Source organism: Reyranella massiliensis 521, assembly GCF_000312425.1.
Taxonomy (GTDB): domain Bacteria; phylum Pseudomonadota; class Alphaproteobacteria; order Reyranellales; family Reyranellaceae; genus Reyranella; species Reyranella massiliensis.
Genome location: NZ_HE997181.1, coordinates 2,317,652 through 2,337,299 on the forward strand (window position 1 = coordinate 2,317,652; position 19,648 = coordinate 2,337,299).

General features: G+C 64.7%; 21 protein-coding genes. 10 read left to right on the forward strand and 11 right to left on the reverse strand.

Going from position 1 to position 19,648, the window contains the following annotated elements:
- Positions 1-7: 7 nt before the first annotated feature.
- Together BN60_RS11445 and BN60_RS11450 are read right to left on the reverse strand one after the other, a co-directional pair.
- Positions 8-1,201, reverse strand: a complete 1,194-nt coding sequence (locus BN60_RS11445) for an ABC transporter substrate-binding protein (RefSeq protein WP_083856069.1) — start codon at positions 1,199-1,201, stop codon at positions 8-10.
- An 83-nt stretch (positions 1,202-1,284) separates the two neighbouring features.
- Positions 1,285-1,764: a VOC family protein gene (locus BN60_RS11450; RefSeq protein WP_020696184.1), complete on the reverse strand. Its 480-nt coding sequence runs from the start codon at positions 1,762-1,764 to the stop codon at positions 1,285-1,287.
- Between the two features lie 45 nt (positions 1,765-1,809).
- Between BN60_RS11450 and BN60_RS11455 the strand changes: the two genes are divergently transcribed.
- Positions 1,810-2,400, forward strand: coding sequence for a TetR/AcrR family transcriptional regulator (locus tag BN60_RS11455; RefSeq protein WP_020696185.1), 591 nt, complete (start codon positions 1,810-1,812; stop codon positions 2,398-2,400).
- On the opposite strand, the gene BN60_RS11460 is transcribed toward BN60_RS11455, so the two are convergent.
- The gene (locus BN60_RS11460; protein ID WP_020696186.1) at positions 2,381-3,454 is read right to left on the reverse strand and encodes an NAD(P)H-dependent flavin oxidoreductase; all 1,074 of its coding nucleotides are present in this window, start codon (positions 3,452-3,454) and stop codon (positions 2,381-2,383) included. The genes BN60_RS11455 and BN60_RS11460 overlap by 20 nt on opposite strands.
- Before the next feature lie 97 nt (positions 3,455-3,551).
- On the opposite strand from BN60_RS11460, the gene BN60_RS11465 reads away from it, so the two are divergent.
- Together BN60_RS11465 and BN60_RS11470 are read left to right on the forward strand one after the other, a co-directional pair.
- Positions 3,552-4,424, forward strand: a complete 873-nt coding sequence (locus BN60_RS11465) for a LysR family transcriptional regulator (RefSeq protein ID WP_020696187.1) — start codon at positions 3,552-3,554, stop codon at positions 4,422-4,424.
- A 76-nt stretch (positions 4,425-4,500) separates the two neighbouring features.
- Positions 4,501-5,907 carry an amidase gene (locus BN60_RS11470; RefSeq protein WP_020696188.1) on the forward strand — a complete coding sequence of 469 codons (1,407 nt, stop codon included), beginning with the start codon at positions 4,501-4,503 and terminating at the stop codon, positions 5,905-5,907.
- Here the strand turns inward: BN60_RS11470 and BN60_RS11475 are convergent.
- Positions 5,897-6,112: a hypothetical protein gene (locus BN60_RS11475; protein ID WP_020696189.1), complete on the reverse strand. Its 216-nt coding sequence runs from the start codon at positions 6,110-6,112 to the stop codon at positions 5,897-5,899. The two genes, BN60_RS11470 and BN60_RS11475, sit on opposite strands and share 11 nt — an antisense overlap.
- A gap of 158 nt (positions 6,113-6,270) precedes the next feature.
- Here BN60_RS11475 and BN60_RS11480 point away from each other — a divergent pair, with 158 nt between their 5' ends.
- Positions 6,271-7,302 carry a 5-methyltetrahydropteroyltriglutamate--homocysteine methyltransferase gene (locus BN60_RS11480; RefSeq protein ID WP_043283847.1) on the forward strand — a complete coding sequence of 344 codons (1,032 nt, stop codon included), beginning with the start codon at positions 6,271-6,273 and terminating at the stop codon, positions 7,300-7,302.
- Here the strand turns inward: BN60_RS11480 and BN60_RS30810 are convergent.
- The 3 genes from BN60_RS30810 to BN60_RS11490 form a co-directional block, all read right to left on the reverse strand.
- Complete coding sequence (locus tag BN60_RS30810) at positions 7,299-7,445, reverse strand: hypothetical protein (protein ID WP_177324804.1); 147 nt, start codon at positions 7,443-7,445, stop codon at positions 7,299-7,301. The two genes, BN60_RS11480 and BN60_RS30810, sit on opposite strands and share 4 nt — an antisense overlap.
- A 91-nt stretch (positions 7,446-7,536) precedes the next feature.
- Positions 7,537-9,258 (reverse strand): N-acyl-D-amino-acid deacylase family protein, encoded by a 1,722-nt coding sequence (locus BN60_RS11485; protein WP_020696191.1) that lies wholly within the window; start codon positions 9,256-9,258, stop codon positions 7,537-7,539.
- Positions 9,258-9,668, reverse strand: coding sequence for a nuclear transport factor 2 family protein (locus tag BN60_RS11490; RefSeq protein WP_020696192.1), 411 nt, complete (start codon positions 9,666-9,668; stop codon positions 9,258-9,260). Before BN60_RS11490 ends, BN60_RS11485 begins: the two co-directional genes overlap by 1 nt.
- A 140-nt stretch (positions 9,669-9,808) precedes the next feature.
- Here BN60_RS11490 and BN60_RS11495 point away from each other — a divergent pair, with 140 nt between their 5' ends.
- From BN60_RS11495 to BN60_RS11505, 3 genes are read left to right on the forward strand one after another with little or no spacing between them, the layout of a single operon-like run.
- Positions 9,809-11,512 (forward strand): GMC family oxidoreductase, encoded by a 1,704-nt coding sequence (locus BN60_RS11495; RefSeq protein ID WP_020696193.1) that lies wholly within the window; start codon positions 9,809-9,811, stop codon positions 11,510-11,512.
- Positions 11,512-12,555, forward strand: a complete 1,044-nt coding sequence (locus BN60_RS11500) for a hypothetical protein (RefSeq protein WP_020696194.1) — start codon at positions 11,512-11,514, stop codon at positions 12,553-12,555. The genes BN60_RS11495 and BN60_RS11500 overlap by 1 nt, the downstream gene beginning before the upstream one ends.
- Positions 12,555-13,517: an NAD(P)-dependent oxidoreductase gene (locus tag BN60_RS11505; protein ID WP_020696195.1), complete on the forward strand. Its 963-nt coding sequence runs from the start codon at positions 12,555-12,557 to the stop codon at positions 13,515-13,517. Before BN60_RS11500 ends, BN60_RS11505 begins: the two co-directional genes overlap by 1 nt.
- A 19-nt stretch (positions 13,518-13,536) precedes the next feature.
- On the opposite strand, the gene BN60_RS11510 is transcribed toward BN60_RS11505, so the two are convergent.
- A complete protein-coding gene (locus BN60_RS11510; RefSeq protein ID WP_020696196.1) occupies positions 13,537-14,793 on the reverse strand; it encodes an MFS transporter in 1,257 nt (418 codons plus the stop codon).
- A gap of 170 nt (positions 14,794-14,963) precedes the next feature.
- Here BN60_RS11510 and BN60_RS11515 point away from each other — a divergent pair, with 170 nt between their 5' ends.
- On the forward strand, positions 14,964-15,305 hold the full coding sequence (locus BN60_RS11515) for a hypothetical protein (RefSeq protein WP_020696197.1): 342 nt from the start codon (positions 14,964-14,966) through the stop codon (positions 15,303-15,305).
- A 9-nt stretch (positions 15,306-15,314) separates the two neighbouring features.
- Here BN60_RS11515 and BN60_RS11520 read toward each other — a convergent pair whose 3' ends face one another.
- The gene (locus BN60_RS11520) at positions 15,315-16,838 is read right to left on the reverse strand and encodes a flavin-containing monooxygenase (RefSeq protein WP_020696198.1); all 1,524 of its coding nucleotides are present in this window, start codon (positions 16,836-16,838) and stop codon (positions 15,315-15,317) included.
- A gap of 219 nt (positions 16,839-17,057) precedes the next feature.
- Here BN60_RS11520 and BN60_RS11525 point away from each other — a divergent pair, with 219 nt between their 5' ends.
- Both BN60_RS11525 and BN60_RS11530 read left to right on the forward strand, forming a co-directional pair.
- Complete coding sequence (locus BN60_RS11525) at positions 17,058-17,450, forward strand: hypothetical protein (RefSeq protein WP_020696199.1); 393 nt, start codon at positions 17,058-17,060, stop codon at positions 17,448-17,450.
- Positions 17,451-17,561: 111 nt separating this feature from the next.
- Positions 17,562-18,221: a GntR family transcriptional regulator gene (locus tag BN60_RS11530; protein ID WP_425357823.1), complete on the forward strand. Its 660-nt coding sequence runs from the start codon at positions 17,562-17,564 to the stop codon at positions 18,219-18,221.
- Here the strand turns inward: BN60_RS11530 and BN60_RS11535 are convergent, their stop codons facing one another.
- Both BN60_RS11535 and BN60_RS11540 read right to left on the reverse strand, forming a co-directional pair.
- On the reverse strand, positions 18,222-19,334 hold the full coding sequence (locus tag BN60_RS11535) for a Zn-dependent alcohol dehydrogenase (RefSeq protein ID WP_020696201.1): 1,113 nt from the start codon (positions 19,332-19,334) through the stop codon (positions 18,222-18,224). It abuts the gene before it with no gap.
- Positions 19,335-19,634, reverse strand: a complete 300-nt coding sequence (locus BN60_RS11540; protein WP_020696202.1) for a DUF6166 domain-containing protein — start codon at positions 19,632-19,634, stop codon at positions 19,335-19,337.
- Positions 19,635-19,648: the final 14 nt, after the last annotated feature.

Sequence of the window (19,648 nt, forward strand, 5' to 3'; positions counted from 1 at the left end):
GCCTGTTCTAGTTCTTGATCAGCGGGCAGCCACCGTCCTTCAGGGGACGGAAAGCCTGCTCGGCCGGGACGGTGGCAAGCAGCTTGTAGATGTCGTCCTTGCTCTTGGACTCGGCCGGCGTCTTGACCTGGAAGAGGTACATGTCGCGCATCAGGCGGCCGTCCTCGCGCAGCTTGCCGTTCGTGGTCATGACGTCGTTGACCGGCATCTCGCGCATCTTCGCCATCACGGCCTTGGGCTCGTCCGTGCCTGCCGCCTGGACAGCCTTCAGATAGTGCAAGGTGGCGCTGTAGACGCCCGCGGTCGTCATGTTCGGCACCTTGTCCTTGCGCTTGCGGAACTTGGCCGTCCATTCGCGGGTCTTGTCGTTGAGATCCCAATAGAACGACTCGGTGAGAACCAGTCCCTGGGCCGCGTTCAAGCCCAGCGCCTGCACGTCGGTGGAGAAGATCAGCAGACCGGCGAGCTTCTGGCCGGCCTTCGTAATGCCGAACTCACCCGCCTGCTTGATGGTGTTGATGGTGTCGGCGCCGGCATTGGCCAGCCCGATGATCTTGGCCTTCGATGCCTGGGCCTGCAGCAAATAGGACGAAAAATCCTGCGACGAGATCGGGTGCTTGATGCCGCCCACCACCTTACCGCCGGCCTTGGTCACGACGGCCGTCACGTCGCGCTCCAGGGCGTGACCGAAGGCGTAGTCGGCCGTGATGAAGTACCATGAGTCGTTGCCGGCCTTGACCAGGGCCGAACCAGTGACCTGTGCCAGAGCATAGGTGTCGTAGATCCAGGAGGCGCCGGTTGCCGAGCAGGCCGGCCCGGTGAGATCCGCCGTCGCAGAGCCGACGTTGAGGTCGATCTTGCCCTTTTCCTGGGCGATCTTGCGCACGGCCAGGCCCACCGACGACGTGTCGATGCCCGTGACCATCGACACCCCGTCGGTGTCGTACCACTTGCGCACGATGGTCACGCCGACGTCGGCCTTGTTCTGATGGTCGGCCTGCAGGATCTCGATCGGCCGGCCCAGCACCTTGCCACCGACTTCATCCGCGGCCATCTGGGCGGCTTCGACCTGTCCGGACGTCAGATCGCCATAGACGCCGGAGAAGCCGGCAATGACGCCGATCTTCAGCGGCGTTTGCGCGAGTGCGCTGCCTGCCGAGAACAACACGGCAAGTGCCGCACCAGTAACGATTCTTTTCAATTTGTCCTCCCTACTACGCTTATGCGTCCATACAACTATACGATGCCGCAGGGAGGTGTGCAGCCCGGATGACGCGAGGCCGATTACGACTGCCCGCCTTCCAGAATCTTCGTCCAACGTTCCTGCATATCGGCCGGACTTACGATTTCCTTCGGCTGGGCAAGCGACCAGCGGTAGCCGAAGGGACAGGCGACCATCCCCATGCGATCGCCATAGAATTCGTCCTGTACGGGCCGTACCGCCGTAGCCCCTGCCTTGATGGCGCGCTCGACCGCAGCGTCGGCATCCGCCACTTCGATTCGGAAGGCGACCGGCGAGCCACCGATCGCCGCCGGGCATCTCGCACCGAAATCGGGGTATTCGTCGTTTATCATCAGGAGGCTGTCGCCGATCTTGACCTCGGCATGGCCGACCCGGCCCGAAGGCTCGACCAGCCGGAACTGCTCCACCGCTCCGAAGGCCTTCACGTAGAAATCGATCGCGGCCTTGGCGTCGTGCACGGTCAGATGCGGCTGAACGGTCAGCCCGCCGCTGCGGTCCGCCTTCGTCTGCTTTGCGCCCATGGCATCACCTGTGTTATATTACGTTACGTATCGTAACGTTAATAGATGACCCGTCAAGCCCCCTCTCATGCAGCCCCGCGCGGCCGCCCGCGCGATCCCCGCACCCGTGCCGCCATCCTTGCCGCAGCGCGCGCCCTGCTCGAACGCGGCGGACTCACCAGCGTCACCATCGAGGCAATCGCGCAGAAAGCCGAAGTCAGCCGGCCGACGATCTATCGCTATTGGCCCAACGCGCCGGCAGTGGCGATGGCTGCTTTTCTCGAAACCGCCGGCGCCGCAAACGCCGGCTCGCCGTGCGCCCCGCTGGCCGCGCTGCGCGCACATCTCCATGCGCTGGCCGACGCCTTTGCCGCCCCGACCGGCCGCAGCGTCGCCGCCATGGTGGCGGCCGCCCAGTCGGAGACCGAGCTGGCCAAGGCATTTCGCAACGAATTCATCGCGCGCAACCGCGATGCGACTCGCGCCCTCCTGATGCGTTGCATCGCCGAGAAGGTCATCGCGCCGCCCGAAGACATGGAGCTCTCGCTCGACCTGATCTTCGGGCCGCTCTTCTACCGCCTGCTGATGGGCCACGCGCCCATCACGCGCGGCTTCGTCGATCAGCTCCTTGCGGCAGTCATCCCCGCAGACGACTGAACACGGCGCCGGCCTCCCGCACCATCGCGGCCACCAACTCGCCGGCAGGCATCTCTCGCGCCAAGGTCGGCGCCTGCCCACTCCACAGCGGCGTAAAGTCCGTCGATCCCTTGGCCTCGGCAGGTCCCCGCAGCGGCTGCATCGCCTCGGCAGCCAAAGGGAAGGCCGGCGCATCGGGACTCATGGGGCCGACCTCGCGTACGACGCGGTTCACGATGCCGCGCGCCGGCCGGCCGGTGAATACGTTGGTCAATGTCGTACTATTGTCGTCGGCTTTCTTGAGCGCCGCGCGGTGCATCGGTGCCGTCTTGGCTTCCGGCGTCAGCATGAAGGCCGTGCCGATCTGCACGCCCGCCGCTCCCAGAGCAAGCGCCGCCGCAATGCCTCGGCCGTCGCCGATGCCACCGGCCGCAATCACCGGCACCTTCACGGCATCCACCACCTGCGGCACCAACGCCATCGTGCCGGCCTGGCGGGCGATATCGTCGGTCAGGAACATGCCGCGATGGCCGCCGGCCTCCGCGCCCTGGGCAATCACCGCATCGACGCCTTCGCTTTCGAGCCAGCGCGCCTCCTCTGCCGTGGTCGCCGAGCCGATGAGCAGGATCTTGGCCTCCTTTAACCGCTGCATCAGCGTGCGGTCGGGCAGACCAAAGTGGAAGCTCGCAACCTTGGGCTTGAATTCCAGCACGAGATCGCAGGCCGCGCCGTCGAAGGCCGCACGCGACGGGCCCTTGGCGTCGGCGGGCACGCCGAACTCTTGGTAGTAGGGTGCCAACTTCTGGCGCCAGCGCGCATCACGGCCGGCATCGACGGTCGGCGCCTTGTGCACGAAGAAGTTCACGTTGAAGGGCCGGTTGGTGCCTTGCCTCACCATCTGGAACTCCTGGCGCAGCCCTTCGGGTGTCAGCATGGCACCGGCAATCGATCCCATGCCGCCGGCCTCCGACGTGGCTATAGCGAGCTGTGGCGACGTTACGCCGGCCATCGGCGCCTGCAGGATGGGGTGCTCGACGCCGAAAAGGTCGAGAAGACGACGATCCTGCCAGTTCATGACCAAACTCCACCGACTGTTCGGCAACAGTCTATGCAGGCGCCGGCATCGCAAAAAGCGATTTATATTGATCGTACCCATCTGATAAATTGATCTCATGGACGCGAGGGATTTGGCGACCTTCGAAGCCGTTGCGCGACTGGGCGGCATGGGTCGCGCTGCGCGTGAGCTGAATACCGTACAATCGAATGTCACTCAGCGTGTGCGCCGGCTCGAAGCGGCGCTGGGCGTGGCACTGTTCGAACGTAGCCGCTCCGGCGCCCGCCTGACACCAGCCGGCGAGCGCTTGATGCCCTACGCAGCGCGCATCGATGCTCTGCTCGACGAGGCCGGCCGCGCCGCACGCGATGACGGCGCGCCGCGCGGCACGCTGACCATCGGCTCGCTGGAAACCACGGCAGCGTTGCGGCTTTCACCTTTGCTCGCTTCCTACGCCCGCGCCCATTCCGGCGTCGACCTCGTGCTGCGCACCGGCACGACGGCAGAGTTGATCGAGCGCGTGCTTGACCGTGAGCTGGAAGGGGCTTTTGTCTGCGGCCCCGTCGTGCATCCGCTGCTCGCCACCGCTCCGACCTTCGAGGAAGAATTGGCTCTGCTCAGTGCGCCCACCGATTCGTCGGTTGCCGCCGCCTTGCAGCATCCCGACCTGCGCCTCGTCATCCTGCGGGCAGGTTGTTCCTACCGGCAGCGCCTCGAAGAGATATTGGCGCGGCGCGGAATCGTCGGCCTGCGCCGCCTGGAGTTCGGTACCCTGGAAGCGATCCTGGGCGCCGTCGCCGCCGGGCTTGGCATCACGCTTTTGCCGCGCGCGCTAATCGGCCCGGCATGGCGTGGCACCCGCATTCGCGCCCATCGCTTGAAGCCCTCCGAGGCACACGTGCAAACCGTCTTCGTGCGTCGTCGCGACATGCTGCCGTCGAGCGCGCTTCTCGCCTTCCAGAACCACGTGACGAAACAACACCGGCGGTAAGACTTCGGCATTGCGACTCTGCACGCACACGTGATCTTCTTCGCCCTCGACTGTTTGTGAGTGAAGCGAGGGTATCATGGAACTTTGGCAGTACGACGCGACCGACCTGGCACGATTGATCCGAACAGGCCAGGCTTCGGCGCGTGAAGCGGTCGATTCGGTCCTCGGCCGCCTGCACAAGGTCAACCCCGCAATCAATGCCGTCGTCCGCGTGCTTGAAGACGAGGCACGCGCCCAGGCCGAGACGGCCGATGCCGCACAGGCGCGCGGCCATGCCCTGCCGCCGCTGCATGGCGTCCCGGTAACGACAAAGATCAACGTCGACCAGCAGGGCTTGCCGACCGACAACGGCGTCGTTCCGCTCAAAGACCTGATTGCCCAGGAAGACAGCCCCGTCGTGGCCAACCTGAAACACGCGGGTGCGATCATCGTCGGCCGCACGAACGCGCCGGCCTTCTCGATGCGCATCTTCTCCGACAATGCATTGCACGGTCGCACGCTGAACCCGCGCGATCCCACGGTGACGCCGGGCGGCTCGAGCGGCGGCGCAGGCGCGGCCACCGCGACGGGTATCGGCTGCATCGCCCACGGTAACGATATCGGCGGCTCGGTCCGAATCCCGGCCTATTGCAACGGCGTCGTCGGCTTGCGTACAGGCTTCGCCCGCATCCCCTCCTTCAATCCGACCGCAGCGGCGACGGGACGCCCCATCGGCGCCATTCTGATGGCCGTGCAGGGTCCGCATACCCGCACGGTGCGCGATGCACGGTTGGGGCTTGAGGTGATGGCGCGCGGGGATCGGCGCGATTGGCGCTGGAACGATGTGCCGATGCAGGGGCCGCCGCCGGCGCGGCCCATCAAGGTCGCGATCGTGCCCGAGGTGCCGGGCGGCAAGAGCCACCCTGCGCAGGTTGCCGCCGTGCGTCTTGCCGGCAAGCACCTGCAGGCAGCGGGCTATGTCGTCGAAGAAGTATTGCCGCCCGACATCGAGCGCGGCGTCGAGCTGTGGCACCAGATCTGCGTCACCGATGTGATCGGCGGCCTGTGGCCGACCATGCAGAAGATGGGCGATCCCGATGGCATCGCCGCAATGAAGGCCTGGCTCGACATTCACAAGCCGGTCGATCTGCCGACCTATGTCGCAGCGCTGACCGAGCGCGAAGCGCTGGCCTATCGCTGGATGACCTTCTTCCAGCAGTATCCGCTGGTCATCCTGCCGACCCTTTGCGACCTGCCGCCCAAACAGGTGGCTGACATCACGACCAGCGGCCAGAGGGAAGTGCTGGAGTCGATGCGGGCCGCCCTGCTCGCCCCGCTCCTGGGAATACCCGGCCTCGCCGTGCCGGTTGGCAGCCATGGCAAGCTGCGCACCGGCGTTCAGATCATGTCGATGCGCAACCGCGAGGACCTCTGCCTCGACGCCGGCGAGGTGATCGAAGCCGCCGAAGGGATCGTGACGCCGATCGATCCGGTCAAGGCTTAGCAGGCGGAGCGTCGCGCGACGGCAGGTCTACCCTGGCGTCGCGCAGCTTGCTCTCCAGCACCGGGATACCGGCGCCGGTGTTGCCAGCCTTGCATTTTTCGATGGCGACATTGACATCGACGGTGCCGGCCATCTCCCGTCGATGCGCCGGCGCAAAGGTGAAGTACTTCTTGATCAATGCCTGACAGTAGGCTGCGTCATTCATCGTCTGGGCAAAGGCCGGTGCCGAGGCAAAGAGTGGGCTGACAAGTAGGCCGCTGACGAGCAGCCCTTTGGCGATCGCGATACCTCAGCCGGCTGACGAACAGCTGACAGACCTTTCATTGCAACGCACGCGTCCTGCGTCTACCCAGACTGCGAACCATGACCGAAGCACTATTGCAGACGACCGTTGTCGGGTCCTACCCGCAGCCGGATTGGCTCGTTAACCGACAGATGTTGAGCAAGGTCGTGCCGCGCACGCGTCTCAAGGAACTTTGGCGCGTGCCCGAACCCTATCTCGAACAGGCGCAGGACGATGCGACGCTCCTGGCCATCCGCGACATGGAGCGTGCCGGCATCGACATCGTGACTGACGGCGAGATGCGACGCGAGAGCTACTCCAACCGCTTTGCGACGGCGCTCGACGGCATCGACGACGATCATCCCGCCGAGATCGTGAATCGCAGCGGCAACCGCACGCCCGTGCCGCGGGTCGTGGGCAAGATCAGGCGCAGCCGGCCGGTCGAGTTGCGCGACATGCAGTTTCTCCGTGCCAACACGGACCGATTGGCCAAGATCACCCTGCCCGGCCCTTTCACTATGGGCCAGCAGGTGAAGGATGAGTTCTACAAGGACGCCGAGGCGATGTGCATGGACTATGCCGCCGCGGTGAACGAGGAGGCGCACGAGCTGGTCGCAGCCGGCGCCGATGTGATCCAGCTCGACGAGCCATGGCTGCGCAACAATCCCGAGGAAGCGCAGCGCTACGCCGTGAAGGCAATCAACCGTGCGCTCCAGGGGCTCACCGTGCCGACGGTGGTGCATCTCTGCTTCGGCTATGCCGCCGTCGTCACCGGGCTCAAGCCCACCGGCTATTCCTTCCTGCCGCAGCTCGCCGATACGATCGCCCAGCAGATCTCGATCGAATCGGCCCAGCCCAAGATCGACCTCGGTGTCCTGAAGGACCTCGCGCCAAAGAAGGTGATGCTGGGCGTCATCGATCTCAGCGATCCCGAGATCGAGACACCGCAGAAGGTTGCCGACCGCATCCGCGCCGGTCTGAAGCACATCGGCCCCGACAAGCTCCTGCCTGCCCCTGATTGCGGCATGAAATACCTGCCGCGCGCGACCGCCTTCGGGAAGCTCAAGGCCTTAAGCGAGGGCACCGCTATCGTTCGGAAGGAACTCGCCTAACGGGCTCTGACCGTGCCGTCGGGGGAAACGGTGATGTTTTTCTGGATGCCATTCTGCGTCGCCTTGCCGGTCCACTGACCATCGGGCCCGCGACGCAGGTTCTGGACGTTCCCATAGTGCAGCGATTGCAAGTGCTGCTTCACGCCGGCGGTCCCTGCCGTGCTGGCAGGCGGCGGGGGCGTCTGCGCTGCCGCAGCGCCGTCACCAGCAGCACGACCAAGGCCGCTATCGTCTTCACGAGGCGAGCCTTCCCTTCAATACGGTACCGGCAAAGGCGCCTGTCGCGTCGCCATCCTCGAACGCAATGGCGCCGTTCACCAGAGTTGCCTTGATGCCGTCGGCCTTCTGCACCAGCCGTCGTGCACCACCCGGCAGGTCATGCTCGACGGTCGGAAGCTGGGGCCGAATGCCGTTCTCCTCGAACAGCACCAGATCGGCCTGATAGCCTTCGCGCACCAGGCCGCGCCCCTTGAGTTCCCAGGCTATGGCATTGTCGTGCGTGAGCTTCTTCACCGCCTGTTCCAGCGTGAAGGCGCCACGCTTGCGCACCCAGTAGCTCAGGAGATGCGTCTGCAAGGACGAGCCCATCTCCTGACAGACATGGGCGCCCGAATCGGAGAAGGTCGCCAGCGTGCGCTGGTGCTTCAGGATACCGAGCACGTCGTCGGGCGATTCGTTGACCAAGGGCTGGACATAGACCTGATTCTCGTCGGCCAGCGACAGGTCGATCATCACCTCAACCGGGTGCTGGCCGCGTGCCTTGGCGAGCTGGTCGACCGTCGGATCGTCCCAGTCGACGCCTTTCAGGGCAAACAGGTTGGAATAGTCGGGCTTGCGCGGATCGGTGGTCGCCGCCCCTCCGCCCTGGAAAACGTTGTCGCGCGGCTTCATTCGGCTTTCTGCCTCGACCAGCTCGCGGCGCACGGCGGGATCGGCAAGCCTCTTCTTCTGTTCGGCAAGCGGCAACGCGCGCAACGGACGCCAGGCCGGCAGCACGTCGAACGGCAGATAGGACTTCAGCGAGAAGATCGCGTTGATCGAGCGCGTCGTGCCCTGGCCGAACATGCGGCCGCCCGCCGCCACCGTCTCGTCGATGTAGCGGGTCTGATACTCCCAGCCGGTCGGATCGTCGCCCTGCTTGGTCGCCAGTACGCCGAACATGATCGGCCGCTTGTACTCCAGGGCAACCTTGCGCAGCCGTTCGAGGAAGCTGCGATGGTGCGCGCCGCTCGCGATGTCGGGGCCGATCTGGAAGATGCCGGCATCGAGTTCGGCCATGGCCGCGATGATGCGGTCGATCTCCTCCCACTCGGCGATCCGGCTCGCCACCGGCTTGTCTTCCGGCGTCACGTGCGTCGACGCACGCGAACTCGAAAAGCCCATGGCGCCGGCCTTCAGCGCCTCCTGCACCGCCGACGCCATGCGGGTCATGTCGTCGTCGGTCGCCTTTTCCGACAGTGCCCGCTTGCCCATGACGTACATGCGCAGCGCCGAGTGGCCGATATACATGCCGTAGTTGATGGCCTTGGGCAGGCGCTCGACGGTCGCGAGATATTCGGGGAAGGTTTCCCAGGTCCAGTCGATGCCGGCAGCCATCGCTTCGGTTGGGATGTCCTCAACTGCCGACAGGCAGCGCGCGTACCAGTCGCGGTCCTCGGGCTTGCAGGGCGCCAGCGCGAAACCGCAATTGCTCATCACCACCGAGGTGACGCCGTGCCAGCACGAGCAGCTCCCGAGGGGATCCCAGGCCACCTGGGCATCCATGTGGGTGTGACCGTCGATGAAACCCGGCGAGACGATCAGCCCGTCGGCGTCGAGGCTGCGCTTTCCACTGCCGGCGGCAATGCGGCCGATCTCAGCGATCTTGCCGTCCTTGATCCCGATATCGGCCGAGAAGCGTTTGTTTCCCGAGCCGTCGACGACGGTGCCGCCGCGGATGACGAGGTCGTGAGGCATTACAGGCGATCCTTCTGCTCGACGATCTTCCAGTAGGTGTCCTTGGCCGCGATCTTGCCGCCGCGGAAAGTGTAGATGTCACAGCCCTGGTAATTCAGCTCTTCGCCCTCGGCGCCCTTACCCTTCACGGTCCAGACCGAGATCGCGCGGTTGCCAGCGTAGATGTATTCCTTGTGGTCCCAACGCATGTCGGGAATCACCTTGAAACGGTCGGCGAGAGTCTTGCGGATCGTCTCCTTGCCGCGGAGTGTGCGGCCGACCGGCTCCGGGCCACGCGCCAGCCAGAAGGTGGCGTCGTCGGTAAAGTGAGAAACGATGCGATCGACGTCGCGACTGTTGAAGGCTGCGGAGATCGCCTTCATGAGCTCGGGCGTGGCGATATCGGAATCTGCGGCTGAGACGTCCGGCATACGAAACCTCCCTCACGAAGCTGTGCAAACGATTGCAGGCTTTGCGAAAGGCGGCAAGGTGGGCGGCCACAACCGCCCGCAACCGTGCTAGCGTGTCCCCCACAAGATCAAGGCAAAGCCACATTCCGGGGGAAACGCGCGTGTACGACTACATTATCGTCGGAGGTGGCTCGGCCGGGTCGGTCATGGCCAACCGGCTCTCCGCCCGCAGCGCCACCAAGGTCCTGCTCTGCGAGGCCGGCCAGGACACGCCGCCCGGACGCGAACCCAAGGAAATCGCCGACAGCTACTCGGGTACGGCCTATTTCGACCCTCGTTTCCACTGGACCGACCTCAAGGTCCACACGCAGGTCGTGAGCCACAACAATCCGCAGGAGAACCGTCCGCCGTTACGCAAATACGAGCAGGCGCGCGTGCTCGGCGGCGGCTCGTCGATCAATGGCCAGATGGCCAATCGCGGCGCGCCGACCGACTACGACGAGTGGGCCAGCCGCGGCGCCACGGGCTGGGGCTGGAACGACGTCCTGCCCTACTTCAAGAAGGTCGAGCGCGACCTCGATTTCGGCGGACCACTGCACGGCAAGGATGGCCGCATCCCCGTCCGCCGCATCCCGCGCGAGCACTGGGCCGGCCACGCCGAAGCCGTCGGCAAGGCCCTGGAAGCCAAGGGCTTCAAGTACCTGCCCGACCAGAATGGCGAGTTCGTCGACGGTTACTTTCCCGTCACCCACTCCAATGCCGAGGAACGGCGCGTGTCGGCAGCAATGGGCTATCTCGACGCCGAGACCCGCAAGCGCTCCAACCTCACCATCTCGACCGACACGCAGGTGAAATCGCTCCTGTTCGAGGGCACGCGCTGCGTCGGCGTGACGGCGACCATCGGCGGCAAGGAACAGGAATTCCGCGGCCGCGAGATCATCCTGTCGAGCGGCGCCATCCATTCGCCGGCGCACTTGATGCGGGCCGGCATCGGCCCGGTCGGGCACCTGAGCGAGCTGGGGATTCCCGTGGTCTCGGCCCTGCCCGGCGTCGGCCAGCGGCTGATGGACCATCCCTCCATCGCCCTCTCCTCGTTCATCAAGCGCAGTGCACGCCTTCGCCAGCACACGCGCCGCCACATCCATGTCGGCCTCCGCTATTCCTCGAACCTGCCGGGCATTCCCAAGGGCGACATGTTCGTCGCCGTCGTCAGCAAGTCTGCCTGGCATGCTGTCGGCGAGCAGATTGCCTCGCTACTTACCTTCATCAACAAGACCTACTCGGAGACCGGTCAGGTCAAGCTCGCGTCGCGCGACTGGCGCAACGAGCCCATCGTCGAGTTCAACCTGCTCTCCGACAAGCGCGACCTCGACCGATTGATGAGCGGCTTTAAGCTGATGGCCGCGGTGCAGATGACCGACGCGCTGAAGGCTGTGACGGATATCCCCTTCCCGGCGTCGTACAGCGACAAGGTGCGCCAGATCGGGGTGGTGAATACCAAGAACAAATGGCTGACCCGCGCCGTGTCGGTCCTACTCGACGGCCCGTCGGCGTTGCGGCGCTACATGATCGAGAACTTCGTCGTTGAAGGCTTCACCTTCGAGCAGGTGATCAGCGACGACGAGGCTCTGGAATCCTTCGTGCGCAAGGCTGCGATCGGTGTCTGGCACGCCTCCTGCACCTGCCGCATGGGACGCCCTGACGATCCGATGGCGGTCGTCGATACCGAGGGCCGCGTGCGCGGTGTGCAGGGATTACGTGTGGTCGACGCCTCGGTGTTCCCGGTCGTACCCTGTGCCAATACCAACTTTCCCACCTTGATGACGGCCGAAAAGATCGCCGACACCATGACGCGGGTTGCCTGATGGCCGTCGCTGGCCGCCTGCACCTTGTAGGGTCGATTCCCCTCGACAGCAGCGACGCGGTGTTCCGCACGCTCGCGGCCGAACTGGGACCGCATCTCAGCCGCATTCCCGACGGCGAGACCGGCGAGCGCTCGCGCTGGGTCTATTTCCAGCGCCAGATGCTGCTCGACCATCCCGCGATGGAGATTGACCCGACCGTGCCGCCCTACAGGTTCGTGCAATGGGACGGCAAGCTGGTGCGCGAGATCGAACAAGTGCGCTTCAAACCGACGGTCGATCCGGCGACAGTCGCTTTCGAGACCGGCTACGACAAGGCGGCCCTTGCGTCGTGGGAGGTTTTCCGCTGCCTGCGTGATGCCGGCGCAATACCCAATGGCGTGCGCTTCCAGGTCAGCCTGCCGACGCCGCAGGCCAGCGGCTACCTCTATGTCAGCGGTCCGGCGCGCGAGACCTACTTCGGTGTCTACGAGCACGCCCTGAAGAACGCTCTGGCCAATATCGTGGCGGCAATCCCGGCCCAGGACCTGACGATCCAGTGGGATGTCTGCCAGGAGGTGCTGGCCTTCGAGGGTTACTTCAAGGATCGGCCACCCCACTACAAGCGCCAGATCTTCGACATGCTGGGGCGGTTGGGCGATGCCGTGCCGGTCGATGTCGAGCTGGGCTACCACCTCTGCTACGGCTCCCCGAAGGACGAGCATCTGGTTCAGCCGAAGGATGCGGCGATCCTTGCCGAAATGATGCAAGGCATTGTTGCGGCGACGCGCCGGCGCATCGACTTCCTGCACATTCCTGTCCCTCGGGATCGCACCGACGACGCCTACTATGCACCGCTCAAAATCTGGAAGCGGCCGGAAGGAACAAGACTTTATCTCGGACTGCTGCACCACGATGACGACGCGGGAGATCGTGCCCGCATCGCGGTGGCGCGGCGGTTCGTCGACGATTTCGGCCTGTCGGCCGAATGCGGCTGGGGCCGCACGGAACCCGGGCGCCTGCCCGGGCTTCTCAAAGGACATCGTGTTGCTGCGGAGGCTTGGTAATGGTCGAGCGTATTCTGGTCGTTGGTCCGAAGGACTGCCTGGCAATGGTCGACGACCTCGCCCCCAAGGGCTTCGAAATCGTCAAGGCTCTGCATAACTCGCCGGAGCAGAAGGCTGCCCTGCCGGGCGCCCACTACTTCGTGGGCTTCATCCAGCAGTACGTCACGCCTCAGCTCTACAAGGAAGCGCCGCACCTCAAGCTGGTGCAGATGCTGAGTGCAGGCTACGACCGCGCCGACCTCGACGCTGCAGGCAAGAGCGGCGTGCCGCTCTGCGCCAACGGCGGCGCCAATTCGGTCGCCGTTTCCGAGCACGCGCTGCTCCTGATGCTCTCCGTGTCGCGTCGGTTGATCACCCAGCACAGCAACGTCGTGGCCGGCCGCTGGCACGGTAATGCACCGCCCACCGTCCATGAAGTGCGCAACAAAGTGCTGGGCATCGTGGGCCTCGGCACGATCGGCAAGAAAGTCGCCAAGCTCGCGCAGGCCTTCGGCATGATCGTCCACTACTACGACATCAAGCGGTTGAAGGAGGAGGAAGAGGATGCTCTCGGGGTGCGCTTCCGGCTGCTGCCGGAGATCCTGCGCCATTCGGACGTCCTGTCGCTCCACGTCCCGTTGAACGACTCGACCCGCCATATGATCGGCAAGGATGAACTCGCCGTGATGAAGAAGTCGGCGATCATCGTGAACACCTCGCGCGGGCCGGTGATCGACGAGAAGGCGATGACCGCCGCCCTCTCCTCCGGCAACCTGTTCGGCGCCGGCCTCGACGTGTTCGACGAGGAGCCGACGCCGCCCGACAATCCGCTGCTCAAGCTCGACAATGTGATCCTGACCGCGCATCTCGCCGGCCCGACCTTCGAGAGCAACATCACGCGCCTGCGCAACGGCTTCGACAATGTGCAGCGCGTCGCTCGTGGCGAACCTGCCCTTTGGGTCGTGCCAGAACTGGCGGGCTGAGCGTGGCCCCGGCGGTGGATCAGCCCCGTTCGAGCTTCGCCCGGTAAGTCTCGCCGAAGCTCAGGATCGCCATGAAGGAGATGGCGGCGGCGGCCATGATCATGAAAGCCGGACTGTAGTTGTTTGCCGTCCGGTGAACGAGCCAGGTCGCCGCCAATGGGCTCAAGCCGCCCACGATGCCCAGGGTCACGTTGTAACCAAGCGCAATTGCCGTGCAGCGAATCTCGGCGGGCACGGCCTCGACCATCAATGCCGGTTGTGCGCCGATGAAGGTGCCGACCGACAAGACGAAGCCCAGCTGGCTCAACAGGACGATCTCCGGCGCCGGGTGATGCATCAGCCAGAAAAACGGCAAGGCGCCCACGAACCCCAGCCCCGCGGCGGCGAGCATGATCGGCCGCCGCCCTTGACGATCCGACAGCCAGCCCATGAAGACCATGACCGGCAGCAGGACGACCATGCTGAAGGAATTGATCTCCAGCGCCCGCGCCGGCGCAATGCCGTCGGCGAATTGCAGCCAGCTCACGATGTAGACGAACATCAGGTAGAAGCCGACCGAGTTGAACACCGAGAGGGCGGCGAGCCGGGCAAGAAGCGGTCCGTGATTGCGCACGGTCTCGAGCAGCGGCGAGCTTTCCTTCTTTACAGATTGCGGCGTCTCGCTGACATGGCGGCGTAGCACGACACCGGCGATGCCGACCACCAGTCCCAGGATGAAGGGAATGCGCCAACCCCAGGTCTCCAGCGCCTGCTCCGACATGACCGACGCCAGCAGGGCGCCCGTCGCCGATCCCAGCAGGATGCCACCGACAGCCCCGCAGCAGCCCATCGCGCCGACCAGTGCCCTACGGCCGGGCGGCGCCTGCTCGATGATGAAGATGATGGAGGTCGTGTACTCGCCGCCCACCGACAGGCCCTGCACCATGCGCAGCAAGGTGAGGATGATCGGCGCGGCGATGCCCAGCACCTGGTAGCCTGGCAGGATGCCGACCAGAAAGGTCGGAATCGCCATTGCCGCGACCGAAACGGTGAGTGCGGCCCGTCGGCCGAACTTGTCGCCGATCGAGCCGATCACCGCCCCGCCCACCGGCCGCATCAGGAAGCCCACGGCAAAGATGCCGAAGGCCGCCAGGATCTGGGCGACCGAGTCTTCTTCGGGAAAGAAGGCGCGGCCGATGGCGGCGGCGAAGTAGCCGTACACCGCGAAGTCGTACCATTCGAGCACGTTGCCGATGGCGCCGGCAACGATGACCCGGCGCGTATTGCTCCCCGCCATCGACACTCCCCCGAGCCTTCATCGTCGCGAGGTGGCGATCTCCGCGACCTCGCGATTAGTGAACCACAACATCGTGAACCGCTGCAATTTCCCGAGATCTGCGGCGGTCGGTAGTAGCGGGCTGCATCATCGTCAACTAGGGTCACGCCCACAAAAACGGGGGAACCTCAATGTATCGTCTGTCCACCTGCCTGCTGGCCGGCGCTATTGCTGTGTCCACGGCAATGCCAACGCATGCGCAGACCCAGGAAGAGATCAAGGACATGGTCGTCGGCCTCTACGTCGTTTCGATCGCCATCGACGCCTGCGATCTCGACCTCACCAAGGAACAGGAGCAGCGTCTCGACTACTGGACCGAGTGGGGCGAAAAGAAGCTCAACATTGCCGACCGCAAGCTCGACAAGGCCTACGCGACCATGGAAGAAGCCGTCGAGAAGGACAAATCGGCCTTCTGCAAGGAAATGTCGCCCGTCGCCAAGAAGGTCCTTAAAGACCTGCCGCCGGCAAACTGACCTTCGTCCTCAACCGTAGACGAAGGCCGGATCGTCGAGGTCGATCGCGGGGAAGACGTTCTTCTCGCCCCAGTAATCCTGCGTGTGCTGCCATTCCGGCTTCTCGCCGCGCTTGGGCAGCAGATGCATGCCGCGCATCAGGTAGCCAGGATTGAAGTTTTCCGGGTCGATCCAGGGCAGGAGCTTCATGTCCTTGTCCTCGGGCCGCAACGCCACGCCGACCTTGCGGACGCCCTTCTTCTGCATATGGCCGAGCAGTCGGCAGACGAAATCCGCCACGAGGTCGGCGCGCAGGGTCCAGCTCGCACGGAAATAGCCGAACACCCAGACCATGTTGGGTACGCCGGTGAACATCATGCCGCGATAAGTGACGGTATTCGCGAAATCGAGCGGCTTGCCATCCACCGCGAAAGCGATGTCGCCCATGACGCTGAGATGGAAGCCGGTCGCCGTCACGATGATGTCGGCCTCCAGCACTTGACCCGACTTCAGGCGAATGCCGTTCTCGACGAAGGTGTCGATCTCGTCGGTCACGACGGAGGCCTTGCCGGCGCGGACGGCACGGAAAAGATCACCGTCGGGCACGAAGGCGATGCGCTGTCGCCATGGCCGATAGCTCGGGAGGAAATGCGGATCGACATTGTGGTCGTGATCGGGGCCGAGATAGGCGCGCACGCCTGCCAGCAGGTCCTTCTTCACCTGCTCCGGCTCCTCGAAGGAGCGCTTCGTGAACACCGCCTGATCGTGGAGGATCTTGCGACGCACGATCTCGTGGATCCAGGTCTCGTCGACCTCGAGCTGGCGCAGCGTGTCCGCGAGATCATTGGCATTGCGCGCCGGGATGAAATAGGTCGGCGAGCGTTGCAGCATGGTGACATGCTCGCACTTCTCGGCAATCGCCGGGATCACCGTCGCGGCCGTCGCGCCCGAGCCGATGACCACGACCTTCTTGCCGGAATAGTCGAGGTCCTCCGGCCAGGTCTGCGGATGCACGATCCGCCCTTTGAAGCTCTCCATGCCCGGCCACTCCGGCGTATAGCCCTCGTCGTGCCGATAGTAGCCCTGGCACATCCACAGGAAGTTGGCGGTGAAACGCACGGCCTCGCCGGTGTCGGTACGCACGCCTTCGAGCGTCCAGAGATTGTCGCGGCTCGACCAGGAGGCCGAGACGATCTTGTGGCGATAGCGGATGTGGCGCGCGAGATCGTTGTCCTCGATCACCTCGTTCATGTAGGTGCGGATCTCGTCCGCCGTGGCGATCGGCTTGCCGGTCCATGGCTTGAAGCGATAGCCGAAGGTGTAGAGGTCGCTGTCGGAGCGGATGCCGGGATATTTGTGCGTCAGCCAGGTGCCGCCGAAACTCTCCTGCGACTCCAGCACGACGAAGCTGCGGCCTGGGCTCTGCGTGGTGAGGTGATAAGCGCCGCCGATACCGGAAATGCCGGCGCCGACGATGACAACGTCGAAATGCTCGGTCCGCCCTGCCGCGGTCTTGTCTGCCTTGGCTTGCGGAAGAGTCGTGGTGTCGGGCATGGCGGTGCTCTTTCGTGGATTGGCGCACAGCTTATGGGGCGAGAGCCCTCGCTGTCGCCACCTCCGTACTGCGCATAACGACACGGTGGATCGACCTGCAGAATACCCCTACCGTTCATCGGGCATGTCACGGAGCGGCAGACAGCCGCGTACCTCTTGGCGACATTGCTTGCACTCCCCACGTAAGGTTCTGTCGAAACCTGTTTGCTGGAGGAGCCGATGCAAGCAATCCTCGACATGTTCGCCTTTCTCAATTCCGCCATCGATGGCGGCGTGATGACCCAGAAGGCGTTCTCGATTGCCGTTCTGGGGTTGAGCTATCGCATTCATTCGGACTGGCACCAGGGCACGATCCCGGCGGACCGGCTGCCGCAATTCTCTCACGAGCTCCAGCAGCTCGACGGCCACTGGAGGGCTCATTGCGAGGCAGTCAGTCGTCCACGATTGGCCTACGACGCGGCACAACTGCCGCAGGCGATTGTTGCTCCCCAGCCGATTGTCGTCACTGCAGCCATGAGGCGCGCCGGCGTCGCCGCCATCGAGCAAGGCCGCGGCCTGTGCGCCGAAGAGCTCGCGACGCGCATCTTTCGCGCCATGGCAGCGGCAGCCTGACGCCTGGAAGCTTCCTTGCAATATATGGCTGGTATATGGTTGGGACGAACTTTCTTAGGATAGCATACAGTGGGTGGCTACAGCTTGAAGTCCAGGACATCCACCAAGCGTCTGCCGCCCCCTACCCGGCCTGACGACGGCACCCTCACCGATCGCGCCTATCGGGAACTCGAAGAGCTGATCGTCACATTGCAGCTTCCGCCCGGCACCGTCCTGTCGGAGCATACGCTTGCCGAGCGCCTCGACATCGGGCGCACACCGATCCGTGAAGCGCTTCAGCGGCTCGCGCGCGACGGCCTGGTTGTGATCATGCCGAGGCGCGGCATCCTGGTCTCCGAAATCAATCCGCGGCTGCAGCTCCGCCTGCTGGAGGTTCGCCGCGAACTCGAACGGCTGATGGCGCGCCTGGCAGCCGAACGTGCGACGGCGGCCGAGCGCCAGCAATTCGCCGAAGTGGCGCGCGGCATGCTGAAGGCCGCCACGCAGGCCGACGACATGGAGTTCATGCGCCTCGATCAGCACTTCAACGGCCTGATCGCGACGGTCGCGCGCAACGAATTCGCTCGGCGGTCGATGGGACTGATGAACGCCCTCTCCCGCCGCTTCTGGTATCAGCACTATCAGGAAGTGGCGGACCTGCCCCTGGCGGCCAAGCTGCATGCCGCCGTCGCCGAGGCCGTCGCCGAAGGCAAGCCCAAAGCCGCAGCCACGGCATCCGACAGACTCATCGACTATATCGAGGACTTCGCGCGCAAGACGCTCGACACCTGATCAGTCGAAGGTCACGACACTGCGAATGGTCTCGCCGCGCTTCAGAGCGGCGAAACCCTCGTTGATTTCGTCGAGCGCGATGCGACGCGAGATCAATTCATCCAACATCAGGGAGCCCTCGAGATAGGCCCGCGCCAGCAGCGGGAAGTCTCGACGCGGCCGGGCATTGCCATAGCTCACCCGGCGGATGCGCTTCTCCTGCATCAAGGATCCCCAACGGAAGGCGACGTCCTGCTGCACGTCGACCTTGCCCAGCCAGATGATATGCCCTCCGGGACGGACCGCTTCCGCGGTCAACCGAAACGCTGCCGGGCTACCCGCCGATTCGAGAACGACATCGGCGCCACGTCCATTCGTCGCCGCCTTGGCCAGGGCGACCGGATCGTCCTTCGACGCATCGACCGTAAGGGTCGCGCCCATCGAAGCGGCGAGCGTCAGCTTGGCTGGATTGAGATCGACGGCAATGATCGCACCGGCACCGGCCAGCCTGGCACCTTGCACAGCCGCAAGGCCCACGGCACCGCAGCCGATCACCATCACCGTGTCGCCGTGAGCGATGGCGCCCAGGTTGAGGCCTGCACCGACGCCCGTCATCACCCCGCAACCGATCAGGCAGGCGCGATCGAACGGCATGTCGCGCGGCACGACGACGGCCTGCTGGTCGGCAACGATGCAGTACTCCCCGAACGAGCCCAGGAACATGAGCTGCTGCAGTTCCCGGCCGTCGTCGAGCCGAGCCCGGCTCTCGCCATCGAAGGCGCGCGCCTTGGGGCCATGGCCGAGGTAGTCCTCGCACAGGATCGGCAGGTCGCGATCGCAATAGAAGCAGTGGCCGCAATGCGGGTTCCACGACAGCACGACGTGATCGCCCTTCTTCACACCGCGCGCCAGCGGCCCTGCTTCCTCGACGACACCCGCCGCCTCGTGTCCCAGCACGATCGGCATCGGATTGCGCAGCGAACCTTCGATCACTTCGAGATCCGTATGGCAGAGCCCGGCCGCACGGATGCGCACCAGCACGTCGGTAGGCTTCAGGGGAGCCGCGGTGATGGTCTCGATGACCATCGGCGTCTTGGGCGCGTGCAGAACCGCCGCACGATACCTCAGTGGCATCTAGGCGGTTCCCTTGGCCGACAGCGCGGCATCGATATCGGCCGACGTCATCTCCCACTCGTTGCCGAAGTTGGCGACGACAGTACGCATGAACGGTTCCACCATCCGCTTTGCCGCGCCTGCGTCGCCGAGATGGTCGACCAGCAGGGCCAGCGCCAGCTGCCGGGGCTCCGGGCCTTCGTAGCTCCATTCAAAGCCGTTCTTGCTGTATTCGGCCACATCGGTCCGCGGGTCGAGCGGACTGCCGTCGACGGTCACCTTGACGCCATCGATCGTTCGGTCGCCAGTATATCGCTTCATCTCGCTCTCCATGG

Bases quoted from the DNA above. Each gene is read 5' to 3' on its own strand.
- BN60_RS11450 (WP_020696184.1), bottom strand. From the start codon at position 1,764: ATGGGCGCAAAGCAGACGAAGGCGGACCGCAGCGGCGGGCTGACCGTT.
- BN60_RS11455 (WP_020696185.1), top strand. From the start codon at position 1,810: ATGACCCGTCAAGCCCCCTCTCATGCAGCCCCGCGCGGCCGCCCGCGC.
- BN60_RS11460 (WP_020696186.1), bottom strand. From the start codon at position 3,454: ATGAACTGGCAGGATCGTCGTCTTCTCGACCTTTTCGGCGTCGAGCAC.
- BN60_RS11465 (WP_020696187.1), top strand. From the start codon at position 3,552: ATGGACGCGAGGGATTTGGCGACCTTCGAAGCCGTTGCGCGACTGGGC.
- BN60_RS11470 (WP_020696188.1), top strand. From the start codon at position 4,501: ATGGAACTTTGGCAGTACGACGCGACCGACCTGGCACGATTGATCCGA.
- BN60_RS11475 (WP_020696189.1), bottom strand. From the start codon at position 6,112: ATGAATGACGCAGCCTACTGTCAGGCATTGATCAAGAAGTACTTCACC.
- BN60_RS11480 (WP_043283847.1), top strand. From the start codon at position 6,271: ATGACCGAAGCACTATTGCAGACGACCGTTGTCGGGTCCTACCCGCAG.
- BN60_RS11485 (WP_020696191.1), bottom strand. From the start codon at position 9,258: ATGCCTCACGACCTCGTCATCCGCGGCGGCACCGTCGTCGACGGCTCG.
- BN60_RS11490 (WP_020696192.1), bottom strand. From the start codon at position 9,668: ATGCCGGACGTCTCAGCCGCAGATTCCGATATCGCCACGCCCGAGCTC.
- BN60_RS11500 (WP_020696194.1), top strand. From the start codon at position 11,512: ATGGCCGTCGCTGGCCGCCTGCACCTTGTAGGGTCGATTCCCCTCGAC.
- BN60_RS11505 (WP_020696195.1), top strand. From the start codon at position 12,555: ATGGTCGAGCGTATTCTGGTCGTTGGTCCGAAGGACTGCCTGGCAATG.
- BN60_RS11510 (WP_020696196.1), bottom strand. From the start codon at position 14,793: ATGGCGGGGAGCAATACGCGCCGGGTCATCGTTGCCGGCGCCATCGGC.
- BN60_RS11515 (WP_020696197.1), top strand. From the start codon at position 14,964: ATGTATCGTCTGTCCACCTGCCTGCTGGCCGGCGCTATTGCTGTGTCC.
- BN60_RS11520 (WP_020696198.1), bottom strand. From the start codon at position 16,838: ATGCCCGACACCACGACTCTTCCGCAAGCCAAGGCAGACAAGACCGCG.
- BN60_RS11525 (WP_020696199.1), top strand. From the start codon at position 17,058: ATGCAAGCAATCCTCGACATGTTCGCCTTTCTCAATTCCGCCATCGAT.
- BN60_RS11535 (WP_020696201.1), bottom strand. From the start codon at position 19,334: ATGCCACTGAGGTATCGTGCGGCGGTTCTGCACGCGCCCAAGACGCCG.
- BN60_RS11540 (WP_020696202.1), bottom strand. From the start codon at position 19,634: ATGAAGCGATATACTGGCGACCGAACGATCGATGGCGTCAAGGTGACC.